Below are 12,575 nucleotides of genomic sequence, written 5' to 3' on the forward strand. Positions count from 1 at the left end.
CGGGCGGTCTTGACGGGGTTGGCATCTGCTCGTAGTGTCGGCGAAACATCGTGGAAAACGTTGCTCACATCACACGGCACACCCCTCCCCTGCTCTTCTTTGAAGGAAGCCCAGTCAACAGGCTTGTTGAAACGATTCATTCAAGAGGGTTCTCGTGACAGCTGATCTTAAGGTTCGCCCTCCCGGCCGGGCCGTTTCCGCCCAGCCGCCACGGCGGCGTAGCCGGGTCGCGCCGCCGTGGTGGTTCATCTTGCCGGCGCTTATGCTCTTCGCGTTCGTGGTGCTGGTGCCCAGTGCCCGCGGCGTCTACTACGCCTTCACCGACTGGGACGGCCTCGACCCGGACTTCGCGTTCATCGGCCTGCGCAACTTCATCGACATGCTCGACGACGGTGATGCGTTGCAGGCGGTGTGGCACACGCTGCTGGTCGCGGTGGCCATCACGTTCATCCAGAACGGGATCGGCCTGCTGCTCGCCCTCGGTGTCAACAGCATGATCAAGACGAGGAATTTCCTGCGGGTGCTGCTGTTCGCCCCCGCGGTGATCACGCCGATCGTCACCGCCTACCTGTGGCGTAACTTGCTCGGCCCCGACGGCGCGGTCAACAGCCTGCTCGGCACGGTCGGACTGGACGGTTGGCAGCAGGACTGGCTCGGCGACCCGGACCTCGCGCTCTGGATGGTCGTTCTCGTCGTGGTGTGGCAGTTCTCGGGCTACTCGATGGTCATCTTCCTGGCCGGGCTGCAGTCGATTCCCCGTGAGATCTACGAGGCCGCCGCGATCGACGGCACCGCCGCCGTGCGCCGCTTCTGGTCGATCGTCCGGCCCCTCCTGGCGCCCGCCATCACCATCAATCTGATGCTGTCGATCATCGGCGGGATCAAGCTGTTCGACCAGGTCTACGCGCTCACCGGTGGTGGTCCGGGGCACGCCACCGACACCATCTCGACGTTGATCTACAAAGACGCCTTCACCCTCGGCGATTTCGGCTACAGCATCGCCCTCGCCGTCGTGCTCACCGTCATCGTCGCGGTCGTCTCTGCCGGTCAGTTCGCCGTGCTCAACCGCAACGAGAAGGCGGCGTCATGAACCGCTACACGAAACGTACGTTCGTCCTCGAGATGGTGATGGTCGCTGTCGGCATCGTTTTCGCCTTCCCGGTGTACGTGCTGGTCAATTTGGCGATCCGGCAACCCTCGGACACGTCGTCGCCGATCCGCCCGACGACGTCGCCGACGTTCGACAACTTCACCGGCGCGTGGCGCGAGGCCGGTCTCGGCGGCGCATTGATCAACAGTGTGCTGGTCACCACCGTCAGCGTGCTCATCGTGCTGGCCGTGTCGGCCCTCGCCGCGTACCCGCTGGCGAGGAGCACGGCCCGCTGGTCACGCGGCACCTTTCTGCTGATCATGCTGGGTCTGATCCTGCCGTTCCAGCTGGCGTCGCTGCCGCTCTACCAGACGGTCCGGGACCTTGGACTGCTCGGCTCGGTCTGGTCGCTCGTGCTCTTCTACGCCGGCCTCCAGGTGCCGTTCACGACCTTCCTGTACGTAGGTTTCCTGCGCGCCTTGCCCCGCGACTTCGAGGATGCCGCCGCGATCGACGGAGCCAGCCCCTTCAAGACGTTCCGTTACGTCGTGCTGCCCATGCTCAAGCCGATCACGGTCACCGCGCTGGTGCTCAACGCCGTGGCAGTGTGGAACGACTTCTTCACGCCGCTGCTCTACCTAAGTGGCAGCGACCAGCAGACCGTTCCGGTGGCCGTCGCGGGCTTCGTCGGTCAGTTCGTCTCGGACTGGAACCTCATCTTTGCCGCCCTGCTGATCAGCATCGTGCCGGTGCTGGCGGTCTACCTCGCGCTGCAGCGCAGCATCATCAACGGCTTCGCGGGAGGGCTGAAGGGATGACTCCGTACGGCTTGACGACCGAACAGCTCACCGAGCCGCTCGGGCTGGGCGAAACCCGCCCGCGCCTCTCCTGGAAACTGCGCAGCGACCGTCGTGGCGCCGCTCAGACCGCGTTCCGGATCACCGCCGCCCTGCGGGGGCGAGACCTGGACGAGCCCGGTCGGCTGATCTGGGACAGCGGGCGTCGAATGAGCGACGACACGCTGCTCGTCGCCTGGGACGGCCCTGCCTTGCAGTCGGCCACCCGCTACCACTGGCGCGTCGAGACCTGGGACGAGTTCGGCGCGGCGTCCGGTGCCGCACAGACCTGGTTCGAGACCGGACTGCTGCATCGCGACGACTGGAGCGCCGTGTGGATCGGCCGCGACCCGGTCAACCTGCCGTTGGTCGACCCGCCCACCGACGAGGAACGATCCTTCCCCGATCCCGCCGCAGCGCCCCTGTACCTACGGCAATCGTTCGACATCTCGGCGCAGCCGGTCCGGGCCCGCCTGTACGCCACCGCGCGCGGCGTCTACGAGCCCAGCCTCAACGGGCAGCGGGTCGGCGAACTCGAGCTCGCTCCGGGCTGGACCGAATATCACCGTCGTCTGCAATACCAGACGTACGACGTCATCGAGCAGGTGCACGTCGGGACCAACGTCCTGGCCGCGATCGTCGCCGATGGATGGTGGAGCGGCCACGTCGGCTTCGACCCGAGCCAACCCGCCCGGCACTACGGCGTCACGCCAGCCTACCTGGCTCAACTCGTCCTGGACTTCGCCGACGGGTCCCGGCAGGTGATCGTGACCGACCGCGGCTGGGGCGAGCGGCCGGGTCCGATCCGCGCGGCCGACCTGCTGATGGGACAGTTCGTCGACGCCCGCCGGTCCTCGTGGGATGGCGACGGTTTCCAACTCGTCGCCGTGCTCGACACGGAGCCCGGCCCACTGGTCGCCGAACCCGACGATCCGATACGCATCACCGCCGAACTACCCGCGACGATCGTGGACCACCGCGAGGACCGCGTCATCGTCGACTTCGGCCAGAATCTGGTCGGTCGCGTGCGGCTGCGCGTCCGCGGTGCCGAGCCGGGCCGGCGGATCGTGCTGCGCCACGCCGAGGTCCTCGCCGACGGCGAGCTCTACCTCGACAATCTGCGCCGAGCCGCGGCCACCGACACGTACGTCACCGCCGGCGGCGACGAGGTGTTCGAGCCCCAGTTCACCTTTCATGGCTTCCGCTATGCCGAGATCAGCGGCTATCCCGCTGAGCTGGACCCAGACGACGTGATTGCCCGGGTGCTGCACAACGACACCGCATTCACCGGGACGTTCACCTGCTCCGACCCGATGGTCGAGCAGTTGCAGGCCAACATCGTGTGGGGGCAGCGGGGCAACTCCGTCGCGGTGCCCACCGACTGCCCGCAGCGCGACGAGCGGCTCGGCTGGCTAGCCGACGCCCAGGTCTTCGCGCCTACCGCGACCCGCAACGCCGACGTGTCCGCGTTCTTCGCCCGCTGGCTGCGCGACGTGGTCGACGGGCAGAACGCCGACGGCGCCTTCCGGGACGTCGCACCGATCATGGTGCTCGACCGCGAAGGCGCCCCGGCCTGGGGTGACGCCGGCGTCATCATTCCCTGGCTGCTGTGGCGCACCTACGGCGACCGGCGCACGCTCGAGCGCAGCTTCGACGCGATGGCCGCCTGGGTCGAGCACATCCGGCGACACAACCCCGACTTGCTGTGGCGGCACCGCACCGGCAACTCGTACGGTGACTGGCTGCAGGTCGACGCCGAAACCCCGCGCGACGTCCTGTCCACCGCCTACTTCGCCCACAGCACCCGGATCGTCGCCGACGCCGCGGATGTGCTCGGGCGGCCCGAGGCGGGCGAGTACCGGGCCTTGCACGACAAGATCCGCTCAGCTTTCGTCGACGCGTACGTCGGCCACGACGGCACCGTCGAAGGCGGCACCCAGACCGCATACCTGTTGGCCCTGGGTTTCGATCTGCTGCCGGAAGAGCTGAGAACCGCGGCGGCCGATCACCTGGCGGCCGACGTGGAGAAGCGTGGAAACCGGCTCACCACCGGGTTCGTCGGGGTGCCGCTGCTGTGCCCGGTGCTGACCGAGCACGGCCGCGAGGACCTCGCCTACGCGTTGCTGCACCAGCAGGAGTTCCCGTCCTGGGGCTACTCCATCCGGCACGGCGCCACCACGATCTGGGAACGCTGGGACGGCTGGACCGAGCACGGCGGGTTCCAGTCCGCCGCGATGAACTCCTTCAACCACTACAGCCTCGGCAGCGTCGGCGACTGGCTCTTCGGCCGCGTCGCGGGCATCGACCAAGCACCCGGCTCGGTCGCCTACAAAGAGCTCCTGCTGCGGCCCACACCCGGCGGCACGCTCACCTGGGCCCGCGCCGCGCAGCAGACCGCCCGTGGGCTGGTCTGTTGCGGTTGGGACCTCGACGGTGGCCAGCTCACCGTCGAGGTCGCGGTGCCGCCCGGCAGCACCGCCGTCCTCGAGATTCCCACCCCCGACCCGGGCAGCGTCCGTCACGACGACGCTCCCGTCACGGCCGTGCCGTCCGCCCGCGGGGCCACCCTGCGCCTGACGTCCGGCCGGTACACGTTCACCGCCACCTCTTATTGATCTCCAACCGCAGGAGCGATCATGAAGACTCGTAGATTTGCGGCACTGGTCTCCGCCTTGACAGCGGTCACTCTGGCCGCAGCGTGCAGCAGCGGCACCAACGCCGGCGGCGACGACAAGAACACGTTGACGCTCGCCTCGGTCGACCAGGGCTCCATCGAGGACGTCGTCAAGGCGTTCGAGGCCGCCAACCCCGGCGTGAAGGTCAACTTCACGACCAGCGGCGCCGACCAGTACCAGGCCCAAATCCGTACCCAACTGTCCTCCGGCACGGCGCCCGACGTGATGACCGTGTGGCCCGGCAACGGCAACCCCGGTGCGACGTACGTCTTGTCCAAGCCCGGCTATCTGCTTGATTTGTCCGACCAACCGTGGGCGGCGAAACTGCCCGACTCGTTCAAGCAGGTCGCGCAGTACGAGGGCAAGACCTACAACGCTCTGTTCGGGCTCAACGGCATCGGCGCGGTCTACAACGACGAAGCCCTGAGTAAGTCGGGCCTGAAGGCGCCGACCACCTGGACGGATCTGATGAGCTTCTGCCGCGACGCCGCCGGCAAGGGCACCCCCGCCTATGCGCTGGGCATCCAGGACAACTGGGTCACCCAGCTCGTGCTCTACGCCCTCGCCGCCACCGTCGTCTTCGGCCAGGACAAGGACTTCAACACCAAACTCGCGGCGGGGCAGACCACGTTCGCAGGCTCCGCCTGGACCCAGGCGATGGCCAAGTACACCGAGATGGACAAGGCCGGCTGCTTCCAGAAGAACCCTCTGGGCACCAGCTACGAGGCCAGCCAGACCCTGGCCGCGACCGGCAAGACGCTCGGCATCATCCAGGGCAACTGGATCATCACCCTGCTCAAGGGTAAGAACCCGAACGGCAAGTTCACGATGACCGCGCTTCCGGCCACCGACAACGCCGCCACCTTCCTCATGCCAGCCGCCGCGGGCGCGGGCTACGGCGTCAACGCCAAGGCCAAGAACAAGGAGTTGGCGCTCAAATTCATCACCTACGTCATGTCGCCCGAGGGCATGAAGCTGTTCAACGAGAAGCAGGGCAGCCTGCCGACCCTGCCCGACGCCGGCACCACCGTCGACCCCGGACTCAAGCAACTGACCACCTTCGTCGGGGAAAACAAGACCGTGCCGTTCATGGACCAGCTGTGGCCCAACGCCAAGGTGCAGCAAACCATGCTCAGTGGCCTGCAGGAGGTCTTCAGCAACCAGGCCACGGCGGATGACGTGCTCAAGGACATGGACACCGAATACAAGAAGGGCGAGTAGCCACCCCGCGGCCTCCGTGCCCTGCCCCGGCACGGAGGCCGCCGCCCCTTTCGAAAGGACACCAGTGACCGACTTCCCGGATGACTTCCTCTGGGGCAGCGCCACCGCAGCCCACCAGGTCGAAGGCGGCAACACCAACAACGACTGGTGGGACTTCGAGCACGACCCGGCCAGTGCGGCCGTCGAGTCCTCCGGCGATGGCATCGATCACTTCCACCGCTACTTCGAGGACTTCGCCCTGCTGTCCTCGCTCGACCACAATGCCCACCGCCTTTCGCTGGAATGGTCGCGCATCGAACCGGCGCCCGGTGAGTTCAGCCAGGCCGCCATCGCCCACTACCGGCGGGTCCTCACCGCCCTGCGCGACGAAGGTCTGACCGCCTTCGTCACGCTGCACCACTTCACGTTGCCGCGCTGGTTCGCGGCCCGCGGCGGCTGGCTCGCCCCGGACGCCGCCGCGACGTTCGCCCGCTACAGTGCCCGCATCGCCGCCGAGTTGGGCGAACTGATGCCGTACGTCTGCACCATCAACGAACCGCAGATGGTTGCCCTGCACGGCTACCTTGAGGGCTACCACCCACCTGGCATCGCCAACCCCGTCCTCTGGAGACGGGTCGGCGGAGCGCTGCTCGGCGCCCACTTCGACTGCGTGCGGGCCGTCCGCAAGGAGGCCGACAGCCTCACCGGCCTGGCGCTGCAGTTGCCGCTGCTCGCCCCGGCCCGCGACGACGAGGCCTGCCACACGCTCCACGAGCTGATGCAGCACGAGATCGTCGACCGCTATCTCGACGGGCTCACCGGACCGGACCGCGGCGACTGGCTCGGCGTGCAGTACTACCGCAAGCAGTGGGTCGACCCGTCCTCACCCACCTGGTTCGGCGTGCCACCCGAGGGCACGCCGACGACGCAGATGGGCTGGGCCGTGCACCCCGATGGTCTGCGCCAGATGTTGCACCGAGCCGCCCGCACCGGCCTGCCGCTGTACGTGACCGAGAACGGCATCGCCACCACCGACGACTCCGAACGCGTCGCCTACCTGCACAGCCACCTCGCCGCAGTCGCGCAAGCCCTGGCCGAAGGCGTCGATGTGCGCGGCTACCTGCACTGGTCGGCCTTCGACAACTTCGAGTGGAGCGAAGGCTACCGGCCCAAGTTCGGGCTGATCGCCGTCGACCGGGACAACGGCTTCACCCGCCACCCCAAGCCCAGCGCCCATGCCTTCGCCCGCGTCGCCAGCACCAGCGGGCTCGACCTGGAGTTACTTCGATGACCCTGCTGTCACAGCTGACCCTCGAAGAGAAGGTTGCCCTCTGCCTCGGCTCGACCTTCTGGCACACCGCGCCGATTCCGCGCCTCGGCCTCCCCGAGGTCATGGTGGCCGACGGCCCGCACGGCCTGCGCCGCCAGCCGGATGGTAACCAGGCCAGCATCTCCGGCAGCCTGCCCGCCACCTGCTTTCCGACCGCGTCCGCGCTCGGCTCCTCCTGGGACCCCGATCTCGTACGCCGGGTGGGGGAGGCGATCGGGGCGGAGGCGCGCGCCCAGGGAGTCTCTGTGGTACTCGGGCCGGGCGTGAACATCAAGCGGTCCCCACTGTGCGGCCGCAACTTCGAGTACTTCGCCGAGGACCCGTTGCTGACCGGGGTGCTCGGCGAGGCGTATGTCGAAGGGGTCCAGAGCCAGGGGGTCGGGGCGTGCGTCAAGCACTTCGCCGCGAACAACCAGGAGACCGATCGTCTGCGGGTCAGCGCCGATGTCGATGAGCGCACGCTGCGCGAGATCTACCTGCCGCATTTCGAACGCATCGTCACCCGCGCTCGGCCGTGGATGGTGATGTGCGCCTACAACCGGGTCAACGGCGTGCATGCCTCGCAGAACCGGTGGCTGCTCACCGACGTGCTGCGCGACGAGTGGGGTTTCGACGGTGTCGTCGTCTCCGACTGGGGTGCCGTACACGACCGGGTCGCGGCGCTGGCCGCTGGCCTCGACCTCGAGATGCCCCCGAACCTCGGCGTCAGCGACACCGCGCTGGTGGCCGCGGTCCGCGACGGCTCCCTCGACGAGGCCGTCCTGGACCGCGCCGTCGAACGCGTGCTGCGTCTGATCGAGCGGGCGCCGAAGGACGTGCAGCCCGCCGAGTTCGACTTCGTGGCAGAACACCACGCACTGGCGCGCGAGGTGGCCGCCGGCTGCGCGGTGCTGCTGAAGAACAACGGCGATCTGCTACCGCTTCAACCGTCCGAAGACGACACCGTCGCCGTGATCGGCGAGTTCGCCCGTAACCCGCGCTTCCAGGGGGCCGGCAGCTCGCAAGTCAATCCAACCTGTGTCGACATCCCCCTCGACGAGCTGCGCGCGGCCGGGCTGCGGGTGGAGTTCGCCGCGGGCGACGACCCGGCCGAGGCCGTGGCTCTGGCCCGCCGCGCCAGCACCGTGCTGCTCTTCCTCGGGCTGGCCGCCGGCGACGAGTCCGAGGGTGCCGATCGCGAGCACCTCGACCTTCCGGCCGCCCAGACAGCGCTCGTGGAACAGCTCGCCGAGGCCAACCCCCGGCTCGTCGTGGTCCTGTCCAACGGCTCGGCCGTCCGGATGACCCCGTGGGACAAGCACGTCCCCGCGATCCTGGAGACCTGGCTCTCCGGTCAGGCCGCCGGCGGCGCCGTCGCCGATCTACTGCTTGGAGCCTCGAATCCGAGCGGACGTCTCGCCGAGACCCTGCCGCTGCGCCTACAGGACGTCCCGTCCTACCTGAACTTCCCCGGCGAGCAGGGCCACGTCCGCTACGGCGAGGGCGTCTTCGTCGGCTACCGCGGCTATGACGCGGTCGGCCGGGAGGTCGCCTACCCATTCGGGCACGGCCTGTCCTACACAACCTTCGAGTACCGGGATCTCGTCGTCGAGCCCGGTATCGCGACCGTCACGGTCATCAACACCGGCGACCGCCGCGGCAAGGAGGTCGTTCAGCTCTACATTGCCGCCCCGAGCAGCCGGGTAGCCCGCCCGGAACGCGAGCTCAAGGCGTTCGCCAAGGTCGACCTCGCACCCGGCGAAGCAACCATCGTGACCTTCGTGCTCGACGAGCGAGATCTGTCGTACTGGTCTCCCGCCCATCGGCGCTGGGTTCTCGAGGGCGGCACGATCGAGATCAGCGTGGGCGCCTCGTCGCGGGATCTACGCGCCACTGCCACCCTCGACGTTCCGGCGCCACCGACCAGGCCCGCACTCAACGCCGACGCAACCCTGCGCGAGTGGCTCGCCGACCCCGACGGTTCCGCCGCGCTACGCGAAGCGGTCGGCACCGGACCGGACGGCACACCCAACGGCATCCTCGGCGACGACGAGACCCTGACCGTCCTCGGCGACTTCCCCCTGCGTGTCCTCACCGTCTTCCCCGGCCTCGGCATCGACCGGCCAGCCCTCGACAAGGCGACCGCGATCCTGCCGTCGTAAGGAGGTCCCCGTGAACCCGTAATCGAACAGCTCGCTGCTCGACGTCGCATCCCGGCCCCCCAACCCGGACTGTTTGTCACCAACGACAGAGAAGGAATCTGATGCCCCCGATCAGAAGATCCGCGATTCTCCTGACGACAGCGCTACTGCTCACCCTCGGAGCCGCCGTGCCGGCCAACGCCCACTCCGGATCCGCAGGCGACGTCCGCGTCGTGCAACTCAGTGTCGACGGCCGCTACGACTCGCCGCTCGGCCTCGACAACATCCGTCCCACCCTCGCGTGGCAGATGGACGAGACCGGCAACTGCAAGCAGCGTGTCTGCGCCGCCGATCGGCAGACCGCGTATGAGGTGCAGGCTGCCGCCACCGTCGCTGACCTGCACACCGGGCGCCTGGTGTGGCGTACCGGCAAGGTCTCCGGCGACAGCCAGCAGGTGCGCTTCGGTCGGGACCTACGCTCCCGCGATACCGTCGCCTGGCGCGTACGGGTCTGGGACGCCCACCGAAAGCAGTCAGCCTGGTCCGCCCCCTCCACGTGGAGCACCGGTCTGCTCAACCCAACCGACTGGGGCGCGGCGCGCTGGATCGACTACCCCGACCGGGCCGAGAACCAGCCGATGCCGATCTTCGCCCGCCAGTTCGCGGTGCCGAAGCACAAGAAGGTCGCCGACGCCCGCCTCTACCTCTCCGGTGTCGGCCTGCACCACGCCACCGTCAACGGCCGGGAGATCACCGACGAGGTCCTCGCCCCGGGCAACTCCAACTATCAGCTGTCCAGCGAGTACCGCACCTATGACCTGACGTCCACGCTGCGATCGGGCGCCAACGCGATCGGGGTCGAGCTCGGCAACGGCCCGGCCTACGTGCGCCGCAGCGTCACCAACCCGGCCGTCGGGCGCACCTCTCCGTACTCCTGGTGGCAGAGCCAGCTCAAAGGCAGCGGCACACTGGCCGCCGACGCCTCGGCCGGAAGCACCGTCGTCGAGGTCAACGACGTCACCGGTTATCACGTCGGCGGCACCGTCAACGTCGACACCGGGGGAGGGGGCGACCGACTCGAGTCGCGCACCATCACCGCGATCGGGACCACCAGCATCACCTTCACGCCGGCGCTCACCGTGGCGCACACCGCTGGGGCGAAGGTCACCGGCTCGGGTAACAGCATCGCCGCCAGCGACGCCTCCGCCGGGGCGGCCGTCACCCCGCGGTTCATCGGCCGCCTGGAGATCCGTTACCGCGACGGCAGCCGCGAGACGATCGTGACCGACCGGTCCTGGCGTACGACCCTGGGCCCGCTGGTCACCGACGCCTGGTATTCCGGCTCCGACTACGACGCCCGCCGCGAGCAGCCCGGCTGGAACACCCCGGGCGCCAACCTCGGCCCGTCCGCATCCCGCCGCGACGGCGCGGCGACCGGCTGGATCGCGGCCGGGATCGCGCCGCCGCCGAACCTGGCCACGAAGCTGGTCGCCCGCACCGCCGAGCCGATCACGGTGCAGGAGGAGTTCAAGCCGGTTTCGGTCACCAACCCGACGCCCGGCACGTGGGTGTTCGACTTCGGGCAGAACATCGTCGGCTGGCCCCGCCTCAAGCTCGACCGCCTCCCAGCCGGTACGACGGTGAAGGTGGCGCCGGCCGAGTCGCTCAATCCCGACGGCACGGTCAACCAGGCGTCGCTGATGGGCGGCGGCGGATCCCGCGGCGTCGACCTGTTCAACACCTACACCACCGCCGGCGGCCGCTCCGAGACGTGGCACCCGAACTTCAACTACTTCGGCATGCAGTGGGTCCAGGTCACCGGCCTGCCTGAGGGTTTCACCCCCACCAAGGACCTGATCACCGGCGTACGCCTGCAGGCCGACACCCCGGTCGCCGGCACCTTCTCGTCGTCGAACGCCCGAGTCAACCGGATCCATACGATGTCGCGGTACTCGTTCGCCGCGAACATCATGAGCGTGTTCACCGACTGTCCCGGTCGCGAAAAGCTGTCCTACCCGGCGGACTACACGATGCCGATGGGTGCGATCCACCGCGACTTCCAGCTCAACGCCTTCATGCGCACGACCATGCGGCACCTCGTGGAGGGTCAGTCCCTGGCCGACACTCCGATGGTGGGCAACGTCGCGTTGAAGACCCCGGTCTACGACTGGGGTTACAGCGGACGCTTCGGCGACGAGATCAACTGGGGCAACGCGATCGTGCTCGTCCCGTCGATCCTGCACCAGCTCTACGGCGACACCGCCACCATGAGCGCGTCCTACGACCGGCTCGTGCGCTTCGTCGACTACATCCAGCGGCAGAAGGTGGTGGACGGGTACTACGTCGACGCGGCCCTGGCCGACTGGGTCGGCGCTGAGACAACCTCCGGCCGCATCACCGGCACCTGGGGCTACTACCTGACGATCCAGTCGATGGCCCAGATCGCCACGCTGACCGGCCACGCCGCCGATGCCACCCGCTACGCGGCGCTCGCCGACGAAATCAAGGCGGCATTCAACCGGGCATTCTTCAACGAGTCGCTCGGCCGCTACACCGCCGCCGGCAACGCCGGCACCGAAGGCGCCACCCAGACCGCGCAGGCCCTGGCCCTCGATGCGGGTCTGGTGCCGGACAGCAGCCGGGGCAGGGTCCTCGACGCGCTGGTCGAGCTCATCTACGCCTTCCACCCGAACGGTACCGGCCCGCACTTCAGCGGCGGCACCATCGGCATGGGTCCGATCGTGCGGGCCCTGATGAACGGCGACCGCGACGACGTGCTGTGGGAGGCGCTGCAACAGGACGACCAGCCCAGCTACGGCTACTTCATGCAGTCGACCCCGGCCAACCCGGGCGGCATGACCACCATGGGCGAGCGCTGGAACCGCGGCGACTCCAAGAACCACATGATCCTGGCCCAGATCGAGGAGTGGTTCCACGCCGGCATCGCCGGCATTCAGGCGGCCGCGGGCTCGACAGCGTACGACCGACTGGTCTTCAAGCCGAAACCCGTGGGCGACCTGACGAAGGCGAGCGGGTCCTATCAGACCCCGGCCGGCTGGGCCCGATCGTCCTGGACCAAGACGGACAGCCGCTTCTCACTGTCGGTCACCGTCCCCGCCAACACTCAGGCCGAGGTGTGGGTGCCGGCGGCGGACAAGCGTCTCGTCGCGGCATCGAACCGTGCGCTGTTCCAGCGCTCCGAAGGTACGTACGTCGTCTATACCGTCCCGTCCGGGTCGCACTCCTTTACGGTGCGCACCGGTTCCTGATGCCATGCGCCGCCCGGGGCTCTGATGCGCCGGGCGGCGCCGAACCGGGAGGCCT

Annotated in this window: 7 protein-coding genes; all 7 read left to right on the top strand. The window is 68.4% G+C overall.

What is annotated here, in order from left to right; all coding sequences use genetic code 11:
- Positions 1 to 154: 154 nt before the first annotated feature.
- The 7 genes from HNR20_RS26135 (at position 155) to HNR20_RS26165 (ending at position 12,520) form a co-directional block, all read left to right on the top strand.
- Positions 155 to 1,090, top strand: coding sequence for a carbohydrate ABC transporter permease (locus HNR20_RS26135; RefSeq protein ID WP_229687313.1), 936 nt, complete (start codon positions 155 to 157; stop codon positions 1,088 to 1,090).
- Positions 1,087 to 1,908: a carbohydrate ABC transporter permease gene (locus HNR20_RS26140; RefSeq protein WP_184184966.1), complete on the top strand. Its 822-nt coding sequence runs from the start codon at positions 1,087 to 1,089 to the stop codon at positions 1,906 to 1,908. Before HNR20_RS26135 ends, HNR20_RS26140 begins: the two co-directional genes overlap by 4 nt.
- Positions 1,905 to 4,541: an alpha-L-rhamnosidase gene (locus HNR20_RS26145; RefSeq protein WP_184184969.1), complete on the top strand. Its 2,637-nt coding sequence runs from the start codon at positions 1,905 to 1,907 to the stop codon at positions 4,539 to 4,541. The genes HNR20_RS26140 and HNR20_RS26145 overlap by 4 nt, the downstream gene beginning before the upstream one ends.
- A gap of 21 nt (positions 4,542 to 4,562) precedes the next feature.
- Positions 4,563 to 5,822, top strand: coding sequence for an extracellular solute-binding protein (locus tag HNR20_RS26150; protein ID WP_184184972.1), 1,260 nt, complete (start codon positions 4,563 to 4,565; stop codon positions 5,820 to 5,822).
- A gap of 64 nt (positions 5,823 to 5,886) precedes the next feature.
- The gene (locus HNR20_RS26155; RefSeq protein ID WP_229687312.1) at positions 5,887 to 7,092 is read left to right on the top strand and encodes a glycoside hydrolase family 1 protein; all 1,206 of its coding nucleotides are present in this window, start codon (positions 5,887 to 5,889) and stop codon (positions 7,090 to 7,092) included.
- Positions 7,089 to 9,272 (top strand): glycoside hydrolase family 3 C-terminal domain-containing protein, encoded by a 2,184-nt coding sequence (locus tag HNR20_RS26160; RefSeq protein ID WP_184184978.1) that lies wholly within the window; start codon positions 7,089 to 7,091, stop codon positions 9,270 to 9,272. Before HNR20_RS26155 ends, HNR20_RS26160 begins: the two co-directional genes overlap by 4 nt.
- Positions 9,273 to 9,373: 101 nt before the next feature.
- Positions 9,374 to 12,520 carry an alpha-L-rhamnosidase gene (locus HNR20_RS26165; RefSeq protein WP_184184980.1) on the top strand — a complete coding sequence of 1,049 codons (3,147 nt, stop codon included), beginning with the start codon at positions 9,374 to 9,376 and terminating at the stop codon, positions 12,518 to 12,520.
- The last annotated feature ends 55 nt before the right edge of the window (positions 12,521 to 12,575 follow it).

It is taken from the genome of Micromonospora parathelypteridis (genome assembly GCF_014201145.1).
Lineage (GTDB): Bacteria > Actinomycetota > Actinomycetes > Mycobacteriales > Micromonosporaceae > Micromonospora > Micromonospora parathelypteridis.